12 protein-coding genes are annotated in these 15,110 nt (G+C 70.8%); 3 read left to right on the forward strand and 9 right to left on the reverse strand.

The window, feature by feature from the left end; translation table 11 throughout:
• The first annotated feature begins 107 nt into the window (after nucleotides 1-107).
• Nucleotides 108-410: a hypothetical protein gene (locus Psi02_RS12780; RefSeq protein WP_203973789.1), complete on the forward strand. Its 303-nt coding sequence runs from the start codon at nucleotides 108-110 to the stop codon at nucleotides 408-410.
• A gap of 5 nt (nucleotides 411-415) precedes the next feature.
• Here Psi02_RS12780 and Psi02_RS12785 read toward each other — a convergent pair whose 3' ends face one another.
• The 3 genes from Psi02_RS12785 to Psi02_RS12795 all read right to left on the reverse strand — a co-directional run bounded on the left by Psi02_RS12785 (nucleotide 416) and on the right by Psi02_RS12795 (nucleotide 5,128).
• Nucleotides 416-2,239: a hydantoinase B/oxoprolinase family protein gene (locus Psi02_RS12785; RefSeq protein ID WP_203973791.1), complete on the reverse strand. Its 1,824-nt coding sequence runs from the start codon at nucleotides 2,237-2,239 to the stop codon at nucleotides 416-418.
• Nucleotides 2,236-4,278, reverse strand: a complete 2,043-nt coding sequence (locus tag Psi02_RS12790; RefSeq protein WP_203973793.1) for a hydantoinase/oxoprolinase family protein — start codon at nucleotides 4,276-4,278, stop codon at nucleotides 2,236-2,238. The genes Psi02_RS12785 and Psi02_RS12790 overlap by 4 nt, the downstream gene beginning before the upstream one ends.
• Nucleotides 4,279-4,438: 160 nt before the next feature.
• The gene (locus tag Psi02_RS12795) at nucleotides 4,439-5,128 is read right to left on the reverse strand and encodes an SRPBCC family protein (protein ID WP_203973795.1); all 690 of its coding nucleotides are present in this window, start codon (nucleotides 5,126-5,128) and stop codon (nucleotides 4,439-4,441) included.
• A 368-nt stretch (nucleotides 5,129-5,496) separates the two neighbouring features.
• On the opposite strand from Psi02_RS12795, the gene Psi02_RS12800 reads away from it, so the two are divergent.
• The gene (locus tag Psi02_RS12800; protein ID WP_203973797.1) at nucleotides 5,497-6,885 is read left to right on the forward strand and encodes a cytochrome ubiquinol oxidase subunit I; all 1,389 of its coding nucleotides are present in this window, start codon (nucleotides 5,497-5,499) and stop codon (nucleotides 6,883-6,885) included.
• Nucleotides 6,886-6,895: 10 nt separating this feature from the next.
• Nucleotides 6,896-7,840: a cytochrome d ubiquinol oxidase subunit II gene (cydB, locus tag Psi02_RS12805; RefSeq protein WP_203973798.1), complete on the forward strand. Its 945-nt coding sequence runs from the start codon at nucleotides 6,896-6,898 to the stop codon at nucleotides 7,838-7,840.
• Here the strand turns inward: cydB and cutA are convergent.
• The 6 genes from cutA to Psi02_RS12835 all read right to left on the reverse strand — a co-directional run bounded on the left by cutA (nucleotide 7,798) and on the right by Psi02_RS12835 (nucleotide 15,041).
• The gene (gene cutA, locus Psi02_RS12810; RefSeq protein WP_203973800.1) at nucleotides 7,798-10,200 is read right to left on the reverse strand and encodes an aerobic carbon-monoxide dehydrogenase large subunit; all 2,403 of its coding nucleotides are present in this window, start codon (nucleotides 10,198-10,200) and stop codon (nucleotides 7,798-7,800) included. The genes cydB and cutA overlap by 43 nt on opposite strands.
• On the reverse strand, nucleotides 10,197-10,697 hold the full coding sequence (locus Psi02_RS12815; RefSeq protein WP_203973802.1) for a (2Fe-2S)-binding protein: 501 nt from the start codon (nucleotides 10,695-10,697) through the stop codon (nucleotides 10,197-10,199). The genes cutA and Psi02_RS12815 overlap by 4 nt, the downstream gene beginning before the upstream one ends.
• On the reverse strand, nucleotides 10,694-11,593 hold the full coding sequence (locus Psi02_RS12820) for an FAD binding domain-containing protein (RefSeq protein ID WP_203973804.1): 900 nt from the start codon (nucleotides 11,591-11,593) through the stop codon (nucleotides 10,694-10,696). The genes Psi02_RS12815 and Psi02_RS12820 overlap by 4 nt, the downstream gene beginning before the upstream one ends.
• An 18-nt stretch (nucleotides 11,594-11,611) precedes the next feature.
• Nucleotides 11,612-12,982, reverse strand: a complete 1,371-nt coding sequence (locus Psi02_RS12825; RefSeq protein WP_203973807.1) for a uracil-xanthine permease family protein — start codon at nucleotides 12,980-12,982, stop codon at nucleotides 11,612-11,614.
• A 211-nt stretch (nucleotides 12,983-13,193) separates the two neighbouring features.
• A complete protein-coding gene (locus Psi02_RS12830; protein ID WP_203973809.1) occupies nucleotides 13,194-13,412 on the reverse strand; it encodes an RNA-binding S4 domain-containing protein in 219 nt (72 codons plus the stop codon).
• Between the two features lie 15 nt (nucleotides 13,413-13,427).
• Nucleotides 13,428-15,041, reverse strand: a complete 1,614-nt coding sequence (locus tag Psi02_RS12835; protein WP_239094840.1) for a PucR family transcriptional regulator — start codon at nucleotides 15,039-15,041, stop codon at nucleotides 13,428-13,430.
• Between the last annotated feature and the right edge of the window lie 69 nt (nucleotides 15,042-15,110).

Below are 15,110 nucleotides of genomic sequence, written 5' to 3' on the forward strand. Positions count from 1 at the left end.
TCTTCGCCTCCGCGAGTGGCAGTGATCGGGTCCAGCCCACATAATCTCAAGCAGAACCGCTGCGCCACCCCGAATATCCCTACGTCATTCGCAGCAGGAGTCAGGCGTTGCCCCTCGACGACGATCTGGTCCCCAACCCGAGATATCGGGACCTGGAGACGGCGCTCGCGGCCGCACGAGAGCACATTCACGTGCTGGAGACGGCCCTCGACAACGCCTGCGCGACATTCGGCGGCCGGGCGGTGTGGGTGGGACCCACGGCCCGGGCGTTCGGCGACGAGCTCAACGGACGCAGGGCCCGCGTCAGGGCGGCCGCCCGGCACGTCCTCGCCGAACTCGAAGGAGAGCTTCGGGCCACCCCTCGCATGGTCTCCCGGGCGGCCGCTTCGAGCCTGACCGGCTGGTCCTGACCGGTTCAGACGATGTCGACCTCGGCATGCGCCCGTCCGCCGGACAGCCGCGGATAACCGGGCCCGCGGTCGAAGAAGGCGTCCTGCCGCGTCCGCTTGGCCGCCCGCAGCCGCTCCGTCGCCTCGTCATCGATCCGCAGATCGTCGCGTGAGCCGTGCAGGACGACGCCGTAGTCGTCCCGCGCGGCCTCCGGGGAGACCTTCCCGTCGCGGACGTCGGCGGCCACCCGCCCGGCCTCCCGTTCGTACGGCGAGCCCCAACCGCCGCCTCCTGTGGTCCTGACGCGCACGATCTCCCCCTCCTTCACGGGGAAGTCGTCCACCAGGCCCTCCATCTCCTCGCCGTTCACCGTGACGAGAAAGGGACGGCCCGCCCGGCCGCCGTTCACGCCCCAGCACGCGAGGATCGACCGGTCCGCGATCGACATGAACGACGCGTCCCGCAACATGCGGATGTGCTTGTCGTAGCCGAGACCGCCGCGGAACTCCCCCGGGCCGCCGCTGTCGACGGCCAGCCCGAGCCGTTCGACCAGGAACGGCCACCGCGCCTCGGCGAACTCCACGGGGATGTTGCGCGAGTCGGGGACGACGTGGATGGTGTCCTCCCCGTCGGCGTACCAGCGCCCGCCCGAGCCTCCGCCGAGGACCTCGCGCATCAGGTACGGGCCGTCGCCGGACTCGCCGTAGACCCCGGTGTAGCGGATGGTCTCCTGGTCGGCCGGCATGCGCCCGCCGGTCGCCTTGGCGAGCACGCCCGCCAGCACGCCGAGGAGCCGGAGGATCACGAACGTCCTGGCGTTGGTCGGCGCCGGGAAGATCGGGGTCAGCAGCGTGCCCTTCTCCGGGAACACCATCTTGATCAGCGGGACGACGCCCTCGTTGACGTCGAGTTCCGCCATCCGCTCCGGCGTGTCCGCGAGGTTGCGCAGGACCGGGGCGAGCCACTTCTTCAGGAAGACCCCGTCGGCGTAGTCGCCGGCGTGGTTGATCGGCCCCTTGGCCTGGGCGGAGGTCCCGGTGAAGTCGATCGTCAGGGGAACGTCCGCCGCGTGGTCGACGGTCAGGGTGATCCGCTGGGTGTGCAGTCTGGGCTCGTCGACGCCGTCGTGCTCGGCGTAGTCCTCCCAGACGTGCACCCCCTCGGGGATCTTCGACAACAACTCCCTGCGGAAGGTCTCCGTCGTCTTCGCGATGATCGCGTCGAAGCAGGCCTCGACGGCCTCCCGCCCGTAGCGGTCGAAGATCTCCCCCAGCCTCCGGGCGCCCATCAGGCACGCGGAGCACTCGGCGTCCAGGTCGCCCGCGAGCGAGTCGGGCATGCGCGAGTTGCGCGTCATGATCGTGAGTGCCGCACGGTTGGGCACGCCCTGGTCCCAGAGCTTGATCGGGGGGACCATCAGGCCCTCCTCGAACGCGCTGCGCGCGTGGGACGGCATCGAGCCCGGCACCGCCCCGCCGATGTCGTCGTGGTGCCCGAACGCCTGGACGAAGGCCACCACCTCTCCCTGGTGGAACACCGGCACGGTCACGCACAGATCAGGCAGGTGGCCGATCCCGCCTTCCGACAGGTAGACGTCGTTGTGGAAGTAGACGTCGCCCGGCCTCATCGTCCCGATCGGGAAGTCCCGGACGACGGGCTGGACCAGCGCCGAGTAGGACCTGCCGGTCAGCTTGCGCAGCCGTACGTCGTGGATGCCGGCGCGGAAGTCGTGCGCGTCGCGGATCATGGGCGAGCGGGCGGTCCGCGCGATCGAGGTCTCGACCTCCATCTCGACCGACGCGAGCGTCCCCTCCACGATCTCCACCAGAATCGGGTCGACGTCGGTCATCGGTCGCTCACCACCACGAGGTTGCCGTAGTCGTCCATGGTCGCCGTGAAGCCGGGGTGCACCGGCAGGGTCGAGCCGTATTCCTCGATGACCGCGGGGCCGGTCACCACGGCGCCCGCGCGGAGGTCGCCCCGGCGGTAGATCACCGTGCGGCCCCACCGTTCGTAGAACACGTCCCGCGTCGCCACCGGGCTCGGCTCGTCCGGCTGGTACGGCAGGCGCGCGATCTTGGGGCGGGTGATCGGGCCGATGCCGGAGACCCGCAGGTTCACCCATTCGACGGCGTGGCGGGAGTCGTCGCGGTAGCCGTACCCGTAGAGCCGCTGGTGCGCCTCGTGGAACCGGTCCACGACGGCGGCCCGCCAGCCCTCGTCCGGCGGCCCGTCCGGGGCGGGCACCCTGACCTCGTAGGCCTGGCCGTAGTAGCGGAGGTCGGCGCTGCGCGCGTACACGTGACTCGCGAAGCCCTCGCGGTCGAGCGCGGCGGCGGCCTGGCCCTCCAGTTCGGCGAACACGGCCCGCAGCGTCTCCTGCGAGGGGTCGCGGGAGACGTGGGTGCGGACGTAGTCGTTCTTCACGTCCACTGTGAGCAGGCCGAACGCCGACACGTTGCCCGGGTTCGGCGGGACGATCGCCGCGCGGAGGCCGAGGACGTCGATCAGCCGGCAGGCGAGCAGCGGTCCCGAGCCGCCGAACGCGACCATCGGGAAGTCCCGCACGTCGAGGCCGCGTTTGACGGTGATCTGGCGGATCGCGTTCGACTGGTTGAACGCGCTGATCTCGAGGATGCCGGTCGCGCATCGCTCGGGCGACAGTCCGAGCTTGCCCGCCAGCGCCTCGATGCCCGCCCTGGCCGCGGAGACGTCGAGCGGGATCTCGCCGCCGAGGAGGTGGGGAGGCACCCGGCCGAGGAAGACGTGGGCGTCGGTGACGGTGACCTCCGTGCCGCCTCTGCCGTAGCAGAGCGGTCCCGGGTCGGCGCCCGCCGACTTGGGCCCGACCTTCAACGTGCCCTCACGGGAGATCCAGGCGATCGACCCGCCGCCCGCGCCCACGGTCACAATGTCGATCATCGGGATCTTGCAGGGGTACCTGCCGACGTTGCCCTCGGTCGTCAGGGAGGGTTCGCCGTCGACGACCACCGCCACGTCGGTGGACGTGCCGCCGCCGTCGAGCGTGATCACGCCGGGGTGGCCGGCCGTGCCGGCGATCAGGGCGGCGCCGAGGGCGCCCGCCGCGGGCCCGGACAGGACCGTCGTGATCGGCTGGTGGACCACCTCGGACGCCGACAGCACGCCGCCGTTGCTCTTCATCACCGAGAAGGGGCGGCCGAGCCGGTCCGACAGGTTGCCGATGTACCGCCGCATGATCGGTTTGACCGCCGCGTCGACGAGCGTGGTGACCGACCGCTCGTACTCCCGGTACTCCCGCAGGACGTCGCTCGACAACGAGACGACCGCGTCCGGATGCTCACGCTCGATGACCTCGCGCATGCGCCGTTCGTGGTCGGGGTTCGCGTAGGAGTGCAGGAAGCACACGCCGATCGCGGTGACACCGTTGCCGGCGAACCAGCGTGCGGCCTGTACGGCTCCCGCCTCGTCGAACGGCCTGATCTCCCGCCCGAGATGGTCGAGCCGCCCGCCGACGGTGCGCACCCGGTGCACGGGGACGATCCGGGGCGGCTTGACCCAGAAGTAGGAATTGCCGTAACCGTCCGGGACGCTCTGCCGGGCGATCTCCAGGATGAACTCGAAACCCTCGGTCGTGACGAAGCCCAGGTGCGCGGTGCCGTCGGGACGGTCCTCGAGCAACTGGTTGGTGGCCACCGTCGTTCCGTGGACGATCGCGGACACGTCGCCGAGATCGCCCGAGCCGGTATGGAGCTCCAGGACCTTGTGGACACCTGCCATGAACCCATCGGCCGGATTGGCAGGTGTCGAAGGAGTCTTGGTCGTGACGATCTCACCGGTCTCCTCGTCGACCAGGACGACGTCCGTGAACGTGCCCCCGGTGTCGACCCCGATGCGGACGCTACCCATGCTCCAGTGTTTACCGATCGCGACCGGCACCGGGAACCGGCGCACTCTGCCGAAGAAAACTCATCCCGTCGTCAGACCCTGCCACCAGGGACCGGAGAGGCCGGGTCGTGTCTGACAAATCAAGCCCTGCCGCGCGCGGCCGGCATTTGTCGGGCGCTCCTCAGCGGCGCCGGCCCGACCGCCCGAGCAGCCAGCCGATCACCGCGCTTCCCAGCGCGATCCCGGCGCCCATGCCGAACGCGGTCAGCACCGGCCAGACGGGCGTGCCCTTCTGGGCCGCCGGCTCGGGGGAACGGGTGAAGACCTGGGCTCCGGGCGCCGCCGCGGCCGCCTCCCCGGAAACGACCCCGGCACCGGAAACGACCCCGGCACCGGCGGCGGACACGACCTCGGCGCCGGGCACCGCGACGGGTACGGACACCAGATGCCGCTCGACGGCGGTGAAGAACTCGCCGGCCGTCCTCTTCGCCACCGAACCGAGCATGCGCTGGCCGACTCCCCCGATCATGCCGCCCACGACGGCCTCGGCGTCGTAGTCGACGCGGGTCCCGCCCTCCGCGTCGCTGAGCCGTACCTGCACGGTGGCCTCGACCGTTCCGGGAGCCCCCTGGCCGCGTGCCCTGAGCACGAAGCGCTCGGGCTCGTGCTGGTCGGCGAGGGAGACCTCACCCTGATAGACGCCCTTGATCGACGCGACCCCCGCCGCGACCGTCATCTTGTAGGCGTCGCCGCCGATCTCCTCCAGGCGCTCGCAGCCGGGGATCGTCCGCACCAGGACGGCGGGGTCCTGAAGCGCGTCCCAGACCCGCTTGCGCTCGACTGCGAGCAGTGCACTGCCAACGACCTTCATGGGCACCTCCGATGCCGAGCACACTAGACAATCTCCGGGACCGGCGAGTACGGCAAGATCTGCCTCCCCCTCGCGGCGGAGTTACTCAGAAGTTCACACGTCACCCGGTCGTCGCAGCGGTACTCATGCCCAATCGGTCGGTCGGCGTACAGACGGATCACCCGTGTGGCGGATGTCCGTCCCGCCGGGCGAGCCGACCATTGATGGCGTATCTCCGGGATTCACAACATCTGTTCTTCGGGATTCACAACACCTGTGACGTAGATCGCATCGACTCCCGGCACCGCACGCCCTCATTGCTCTACGGCTTGTAGTACTACTAGGAGTAGAACTACAAGCTGTAGAGCTCCGGCACCCGCGAGGGGGACATGGACGCGCTGGACCTGGCACGGTGGCAGTTCGGGGTCACCACCGTCTACCACTTTCTCTTCGTACCCCTGACGATCGGCCTCGGCGTCTTCGTCGCAGGACTGCAGACGGCGTGGTACCGCCGCACACGCAAGGGCGGGGACGGCGAGCACCTGCTGAGGCTCACCAAGTTCTTCGGCAAGCTCTTTCTGATCAACTTCGCGATGGGGGTCGTCACCGGGATCGTGCAGGAGTTCCAGTTCGGGATGAACTGGAGCCAGTACTCGATCTTCGTGGGCGACGTCTTCGGAGCGCCGCTGGCGATGGAGGCGCTGCTCGCGTTCTTCCTGGAGTCGACCTTCCTCGGCCTGTGGATCTTCGGCTGGGAGCGGCTGCCACGCAGGGTGCACCTCGCCTGCCTGTGGGCCGCCGTCATCGGCTCCAACCTGTCCGCGTACTTCATCCTCGCCGCGAACGCGTGGATGAAGCACCCCGTCGGCTACGAGGTGGTCGGCGGCCGGGCCCGGATGACCGACCTGTGGGCCGTGCTGACCAACTCGACGGCGCTCGCCCAGGTGCCCCACGTGGTCGCGGGCGCGTTCGTCGTGGCCGGCGGTTTCGTGATCGCGGTCAGCGGCTACCGGATCCTGCGCGAGGGATCGGGCGGGACGGCCGGCATGTGGCGGACCAGCCTGCGCGGCGCCCTCGTCATGACCGCGATCGCCGGGATCGTGGTGGCCGGCACCGGCGACCAGTCCGCGCGCATGCTCCGTGAGCAGCAGCCGATGAAGCTCGCCGCGGCCGAGGGCCTGCGCCACGACACGGCCGGCGCGCCCTTCAGCGTGGTGCCGGGCCTCGAGGTGCCCGATCTGCTGAGCCTTCTGGCCGCCCACGACCCGCAGGCCGTGGTCCAGGGCATGGACGACGTCCAGCGGCGGTACGCGGCCGCCTTCGGGCCCGCCGACTACACGCCGAACCTGCCGGTGGTCTTCTGGTCGTTCCGCGTGATGATCGTGTTCGGCATGACGACCGTCGGGCTGTCCGTGCTCGGCCTGTGGCTCACCCGCCGGAGACGGCGCACGACGGCGCTCCCGCGCTGGTTCGCCCGCCTCTGCGTGCTCGCGCTGCCCCTGCCCACGGTGGCGATCGTCGCGGGCTGGCTGCTCAGCGAGATCGGCCGCCAGCCCTGGACGGTGCAGGGCGAGCTCATGACCGCGGCCAGCGTGTCGCCCGGCGTCGCCCTGACCGAGGTGGCCGCCACCCTGGCGGGATTCACCCTCCTGTACGGCGTGCTCGCCGTCGCGGAGGGCGTCCTGCTGATGCGCCACGTCAAGGCCGGTCCCGAACCGATGCCGGTCGAACCGGTCCCCTCCGACGAGGCGCGGCTGACGCCGACCCTCATGTACTGAGGAGCATCCCATGACGCTGACGACGTTCTGGTTCATCGTGATCGCGTTCCTCTGGACGGGCTACTTCGTCCTGGAGGGGTTCGACTTCGGCGTGGGCGCGCTGCTTCCGCTGCTGTCCCGGTCCGAGGCGGACCGCCGGCAGGTCCTCACGACGATCGGGCCGGTCTGGGACGGCAACGAGGTCTGGCTGATCACGGCCGTCGGCGCGATGTTCGCCGCCTTCCCCGCGTGGTACGCCCACATGCTCAGCGGCTTCTACCTCCCCCTCTTCCTCGTCATCATCGGGCTCATCGTGCGCGGCGTCGGCCTGGAGTGGCGCGGCAAGGTGACCTCCCGGCGGGAACTGGCGCTCTGCGACGCCGGGATCGTGGCGGGCAGCGTGCTCCCCGCGTTCCTGTGGGGCGCGATCTTCGGGCACATGCTGTACGGCACGGCCGCGGCGGCCGCGGTCGGCGGCGCGCTGTCGCTGGCGATGGCGACGCTCCACGGCGCGGTGTTCGTCGCGCTGCGGACGACGGGGCCCGTCCGGGCCCGCGCCAGAAGGGCCGCGCTCCTGGTGTCGGCGGGTGCGGTCCCCCTCGCGGCGGTCGCGCTGCCGTCCGTGCCCGGGTCGTCCGCCCTGACCGTTCCCGACTGGTCCGCGTCGCCGTTCCTGTGGGCCTCGGCGCTGGCCGCCATGGCCGCCCTGGCGTCGGGCGCCGCACTGATCTGGCGGCGCAGGGAGGGCTGGGCGTTCGCCGCCACCGCGGGCGCGATCGTGTTCACGACGGCCACCCTGTTCGGGGCGCTCTGGCCGGCCCCGATGCCCGGGATCACGGTCACGGAGGCGGCGTCCGCGCCCTACACCCTCACCGTGCTCACCTGGCTCGGCGTGATCGCCCTTCCCGGGGTGATCGCCTACCAGGCGTGGACCTACTGGATCTTCCGCAGGCGCGTCTCCGCCCGCAGCGAGTAGAGGTCGGAGGGGGAGATCGGCATCCTGTCGATCGTGATGCCCTCGGCGTCCTCGATCGCGGCGGCGATGACGGCGGAGACGGGGATCACCCCGGCCTCCCCCGCCCCCTTGACCCCCAGCGGGTTCAGCGGCGAGGGCGTCTCCAGATGCGCGGTCTCGATCCGCGGCACCTCGGTGGCGTAGGGCATCAGGAAGTCCATGAACGAGGCGTTCAGCAGTTGCCCGTGCTCGTCGTAGACCATCTTCTCGTAGAGTGCGCCGCCCACGCCCTGGCCCACTCCCCCGTGGATCTGCCCTTCGACGATCATCGGGTTGATCAGCTTGCCGCAGTCGTGGACGACCACGTACCGGAGGATCTTGATCTCGGCCGTCAGCGGGTCGGTCTCCACGATGGCGGCGTGCATGCCGGACGCGAACGTCGACCGGATCGGCGAGTAGTAGTCCTTGCCCTCCATCCCGGGCTCCTCGCCGTCCGCCACCGGGGGCCGGTCGTCGTCCTGCGCCCCGGCGAACTGCGTGGCCCGCTGGGTCTCCTTGTCGAAGGCGTACCTCAGCGGGTTGGACAGCACCGCGACCGTCGCCAGGGGGATCGACGCCGACGGCGTGCCGGCCACGTGGACGACGCCGTCGGTGATCTCCAGGTCGCGGGGATCGGCCTCGAGGGCGTCCGCGGCGACCTTCAGGGCCTTGTCCCGCACCTTCCTGCAGGCGAGGGCGATGGCGTTGCCGCTCATGACCGCCGCCCGCGAGGCGAACGTCCCCACGGCGTAGCCGAACCGCCGGGTGTCGCCGGTGACGACGGACACCTTCTCGATGGGCACGCCGAGTTCGGTCGCCGCGATCTGCGCGAACACGGTCTCGTGGCCCTGCCCCTGCGAGGTGAGGCCGGTCGAGACGTGCACCCGCCCGTCGGAGGTGATCTGCACGTGGCCGCCTTCGTACGGCCCGACCCCGGTGCCCTCGACGTAGCAGCCGACGCCGATGCCGATGGCCCGCCCCTCGGCGGCGGCCTCGGCCTTCATCGCCGGGAAGGAGTCCCAGCCGATGAGCTCCTTGAGCATCCGCAGTGACTCGGGGTAGTCGCCGCTGTCGTAGATGAGCGGGCGGCCGTCCTGGAAGGTCATGCCCTGGTCGTAGGGGAACTCGCCGGGCTGGATGAAGTTGGCCGTCCGCACCTCGGTCCGGTCCAGGCCGAGGTGGGCCGCGATCCGGTCCATCGTGCGCTCCATGCAGAACACGCCCTGGGGCCTGCCCGCGCCGCGGTACGGCGTGACCTGCACGGTGTTGGTGTAGATCGAGGAGAACTCGACCCGGTAGGCGCCGATCTTGTACGGCCCGACCAGCTGGGTCGAGGTGATGATGGGCACGATGATGCCGTACGGCGTGTAGGCGCCGTGGTCGTGCAGGATGTTGACGTCGAGGCCGAGGACGCGCCCGTCGTCGTCGAAGCCGACCCGCACGTGGTGCACCTGGGCGCGCTCGTGCGCCGAGGAGATGAAATGCTCGCGCCGGTCCTCGGTCCACTTGACCTCGCGGTCGAGCAGGCGGGCCGCCCACGGCACGAGGATCTCCTCCGGCCACGGGTGGACGATCTTGACGCCGAAGCCGCCGCCCACGTCCGGCGCGACGACCTCCACCTTGGGCAGCGGCAGCCCGAGCTTGGCCGCGACGGCCATCCGCACGCTGGTGGAGGTCTGCGTGGAGGAGTAGACGCGCAGCGACTGGTCGTCGGCGTCCCAGCGGGCGTAGACGCCCTTGCCCTCCAGGGGCATGGACGCGCTCCGCTCGATGTCGAGCCGGAACGCGAGCGTGTGGGGGGCGGCCTCGATGGCCTCCCGCGCGGACAGCCCGTCCGGCGACGGCACCTCCTGGACGAGGTGCGCGCCGACGTTGCCGGGCACGTCGGCGTGGACGAGGTTGACCGCCTCCGCGGCCTCCTCGACCCCCACGACCGGCTTGAGGATCTCGTAGTCGACCTCGATGAGCGAGCACGCGTCCTCGGCCACGTAACGGTCGGCGGCCACGACCATGACGACGGGCTCGCCGACGTGCCGCACGATGTCGCGCGCGAGGGCGTGGCCCGTGCGGCCGTGGGTGAGCGCGGGATGCGGGATCAGCAGCGGCAGCGGCTCGGCGAGCAGCCCGGGCAGGTCCTCCCACGTGTAGATCGCGACCAGGCCCTCCACGTCCAGCGCGGCGGAGACGTCGACGTCCCTGATCCTGGCGTGGGCGTGCGGCGACCTGACGAAGGCCGCGGCCAGCGCGTTCGCGCCGAGGTCGTCCAGGAACCGCCCCTGGCCGGTGATCAGCCGGGCGTCCTCGCGCCGCTGGACCCGCTCCCCGAACAGCTTCGTCGTCACCCGGACTCCTCCGCCTGGATCTCCGCGGCGCGATGGACCGCCTTGATGATGTTCTGGTAGCCGGTGCACCGGCACAGGTTGCCGGAGACGGCCTCCAGGACCTCCTCGTCGGTCGGCGTCCGGTTGTCCCGCAGGAAGGCGGTGACCGTGCAGAGGAAGCCGGGAGTGCAGAAGCCGCACTGCAGCCCGTGGCACTCCGAGAAGGCCCGCTGCACCGGGGACAGTTCGCCGCGCTCCGCCAGTCCCTCGACCGTGGTGATCTCGTGGCCGTCGACCGTCACCGCGAACGTCAGGCACGACCGGACCGGCTCGCCGTCCAGCAGCACCGTGCACGCGCCGCACACTCCGTGCTCGCATCCGACGTGCGTGCCGGTGAGACCGAGGTCGTGGCGCAGGCAGTCGGACAACAACCGCCGGGCGGGCACCGCCGCCTCGCGCAGCACGCCGTTGACGGTCAGCGTGATGGCGTGCCGGTGCTCGCCGGTTCGCTCGCTCATGCCCGTCCCTCCCCCGCGTCGTTTGCCCCGCTCCGGGCCGCGTCCTGGGCCGCGCCGCGCAGGGCCCGCGTGACGAGCACCCCGGTGAGGTGCCGCCGGTAGCCGGCCGTCGCGTGGATGTCGCCCTCGGGCTCGATCCGGTCCTGTACGGCTCTCGCGACCTCGTCCCAGTCGACGGACGCCGGGGGGCGCTGGCCGCAGACGCCGGTCACGTCGACCACCACGGGGACCGGGCCGACGCTGACGCACGCCACCCGGGCCGCGATGATCCGGAAGTCCTCGTCCAGCGTGACGGCGGCGGCCACTCCGGCCACGGCGTAGTCGCCGTGGCGCCGGGCCACCTCGCAGAACGCGGTGCCCGACCGCTCGGGCAGCGCGGGGAAGAACGCCGACACCGCCATCTCTCCCGGCAGGCAGGCCGACTCCAGCGGCCCGACGAAGAAGTCCCGGGCGTGCACGTCGCGCTCGCCCCCGAGGCGCGCCAGCCGTACGGAGCCTCCGAGGAGGGCGAGGACGGCGGGCATCTCCGCGGACGGATCGGCGTGGACGAGGCTGCCGACGACGGTCCCGCGATTGCGGATGACGGGATGGGCGACCAGCGCGAGTGCCTGGGCCAGCAGCGGCTGGACGGCGCGCGCGGAGCCGTCGCGTTCCACGGCCGCGTGCCGGGCCAGGGCGCCCACCCGCACACCGGACGCGTCCGCGGATATCGTGGCGAGCTCCGTCAGGCCGTTGATGTCGACGAGGTGCCCGGGCGCGGCCAGCCGCATGTTGAGCAGCGGGATCAGGCTCTGGCCCCCCGCCAGCACCTTGCCGTGCGAGCCGGCCTCGGCGAGGGCCTGGAGCGCCTCGCCGAGACCGGCGGGCCGGTGATAGTCGAAGGGGGGTGGCTTCACGACCGGGGGATCCGCCCGTCAGCCTGCCGTCGCGTCTCGCTCGAATCCGATCTCCCCACCGGAGACCTCCTTGTCCGGACGGCGCGCCATCGCGCGCAGCAGGTGATATCCACCAAGTACCACTATGGTGCCGAGCGTGATGCCGGCTAGCGAGAAATCGTCGGTGATCTGGTGCGTCACGGGGCCCACCGCGAGGATGATCCCCGCTCCGATCGGGACCATGTTGACCGGATCGGAGAAGTCCACCCGGTTCTCGATCCAGATCTTCGCGCCCAGCAGGCCGATCATGCCGTACAGGATGACCGTGATGCCGCCCAGCACGCCTCCGGGCGTGGCGGCGACCAGGGCGCCGAACTTCGGGATGAAGCCGAACAGGATCGCCACGACGGCGGCGATGTAGTAGGCGGCCGTCGAATAGACGCGGGTGGCCGCCATGACGCCGATGTTCTCCGCGTAGGTGGTCGTCGGTGAGCCGCCGACCGCGCTCGCGAGTGCGGTGCCCACACCGTCGCCGATGATGGCCCGGCCGACGAGCGGGTCGACGTCCGTGCCGGTCATCTCGCCGACGGCCTTGACGTGGCCGACGTTCTCCGCGATGAGCGCGATGACGGCGGGCAGGACGAGGACGACCGCCGAGGCCTGGAAGGTCGGCGCGTGGAAGCTGGGCAGGCCGAACCAGTCCGCCGCCGTCACGTTGCCGAAGTTGACGCGGGGATGCGTGTCGATCTGGCCGGTCCCGGCGTTGAGGGCGGTGATGTTCCCCCAGATCTTGTCGACGAGCCAGGACACGGCGAATCCGAAGACCAGGCCGAGCAGGATGCCGATCCGGCCGAGGAAGCCCTTGAACACCACGAGGAACACGCCGGTCGCGCACATCGTGACGAGCGCGATCCACGGATCCTGGGGCCAGTAGATGTCGGCCACCACGTACGCGAGGCCGAGCCCGATCAGCATGACCACCGCGCCGGTCACCACCGGAGGGAAGATCTTGTGGATGATCTGCACGCCGAGGTAGTGGATGGCCACGCCGACCGCGGCCAGGACCAGGCCGGCCACCAGGATCGCGCCGGTGACCGTCGCGCTGTCGCCCTGGGCCGCGCGGATGGCCGCGACGGCGCCGACGAACGACGCCGACGTCCCGAGATAACTGGGGATCCTGCCCTGCACGATGAGCAGGAAGATGATCGTGGCGACGCCCGACATCATGATCGCGAGGTTCGGGTCCAGACCCATGACGAGCGGGAAGACGAATGTCGCGCCGAACATCGCGATCACGTGCTGGGCGCCGAAGCCCGCCATCCGCGGCCAGCTGAGCCGCTCGTCGGGCTTGACCACCTCGCCCGGCGCGAGGCCTCGTCCCTCACCGTGGACAGTCCATCGAAATGCCATGTGAGCCCCTTCAGCTAAACGGGCCGTGGGCCGGTGGCCACCCCGCAGGCGTCCCGCCGCGGCGTTTCGTGCCGGTCGATCTCGACCGTTTGCCGGGACTGTAAGACCGCTGCGGCCGTTAGACATGGGCATGATCTGCCAAAGCGGGACCCGGTTGACGCCGAAACCTCGCGCACCGTCCGGGAACCGTCTCCGTGCGCTCGGTCGCCGATCAGGGGGAGGCGATCACCCGGATCTCGAAGCCGTCGCCGCTGACGACCTGACCTGCGCGGATCTTGCACGCCTTGCGCAACTCCACGTCGCCGTCCACCAGGACGTTCCCCTCGGCGATGAGATGTTTGGCCGCGCCGCCGCTCTCGGTGACGAAGCAGAATTTCAGCAGGTCGCAGAGGGGGATGTAGTCGCCTCTGAGCTCGAAGGTCTCTCTCACGGCGTCAATATAGGGTCAGATGCCACGCATGCGGAGCACGTGGAGCGCCAGGGTCAGGTTCAGCCTCAGGTGGGCGTCCTCGGTGAAGTTGCCGAGCAGCCGCTCCAGCTTGCCGATCCGGTAGCGGAGCGTGTTGTAGTGGAAGTGCAGCCTGCGTGCCGTCTCGGCGACGTTGAGGTTGGTGTCCAGCAGCACCTGCAGGGTTCTGCGCAGGTCGGCGTTCTCCACGTCGTCGTCCCCCGCGAGCGACCCGAGCGTCTCCCGGACGAACGCGTGGAGTTCGTCGGTGTCGTTCACCAACGACAGCAGCCGGTAGACGCCGAGCTCGTCGAAGTGGGCGACGGCCCCCGACCCGTGGAGCTGACGCCCCACCCTGGCGGCCTTGAGCGCCTGGCCGTAGGCCGCGGGAAGGGAGTCGGTCCCGCCCGAGACCCGGCTGAGCCCGGTCGAGAACGTGCCGTCGGTGATGGCGGCCAGCGCGTCCCTGGCGAGCCGGGGGGCGTCCACGTCGGCTCCGACGATGGCGACGACCTCATGGGAGAAGCCGGCGACCGCGCCCTTCGGGTCGTACTTGCGCACCGCCGCCTGCCAGGCCGCGAGCATGCGGTCCTGCGCCGAGCGCTCGTCGGCGTCCGGGTCGATCTCCGCCACCAGCACGCTCACGGGGCGTTCCAGATTCCAGCCGAAGGCCTGGGCGCGTTCCGCGACCCGCGTCCCGCCCCGGCCGGTGAGCACGTCCCGCAGGAAGTCGGCGCGGTACTTGCTCTCGACGGCGGTGATCGCCTCCTGCCGGGTGATGACGAGGGCCACGACTGTCGCCGCCCGCTCGAGGATCCCGATGTCGCTCGGGGTGAGCGTGCCGGCCGCGCTGAACGCGGCGATCCTGCCGTGGTGGTGGCCTCCGGCCACGACCGGGACCGCCACGTAGTGCCCGTCGGCTCCCGTCACGGGTTCCACCGTCGGCGCGGGCGTCCCCGCTCCCGCGCCGTGCGCCTCCCGCAACATCGTGACCTGTTCGGCGTCGCCCGCGGTGGCCAGGAGCCGGCCGGAGGCGTCGACGGCCGCCACGGCCGCGTGCAGCAGCCCGGCGACCTCGGCCGTCACCTCGCGCATCCCCCCGCCCGCGAGCACGATCTGCACGAGGGCCCGGTGCGCCTCCTCCGTCCGCGCGAGTATCGCCGCGTGCCGGTTGAGGATGTCGGTGAGCACCTGGTTGAGGATGTCGTCGAAGCCGACGTCGTTCGGCAGCAGGATCAGCGGGAAGCCCAGCCTGTCGGCCTGCTCGACCATCTCTCCTGGCAGTTCGTCCAGATAGCGACCGAGTTTGATCGCGAGGGCGGCGAGCCCCCGCTCGTCGAGGTCGGCCACAAGGCGGTCGAGCGACTGCGGCGTGTTCCGAAGCGGATATCCCGTCGTGAGCAGCAACTCGTGCGGCTTCACCCACGCGAGGATGTCGGGGACCTCCATGACGTTCAGCCGCTGGACGATGCGGTCGAGCCCGCTCTTGCCGGCGATCAGCCGGGCGTCCGCCAGGGTCGACACCCCGAGCACCTCGCCCACCGAGACACCGTGGAGGATCGTTCCCGTGCTGGCCAGGCGCATTGCCGGGGGGGCCGGGTCCATCGTCATCATGCGCTCCGGGGTGTCAAGGGCTCACGCCGATTGTGCATGATCGACCCGACTGTCAGGAAGAGCCAA

Origin of the sequence: Planotetraspora silvatica (genome assembly GCF_016863315.1) — a bacterium.
In the GTDB taxonomy this organism is placed as follows: Bacteria; Actinomycetota; Actinomycetes; order Streptosporangiales; family Streptosporangiaceae; genus Planotetraspora; species Planotetraspora silvatica.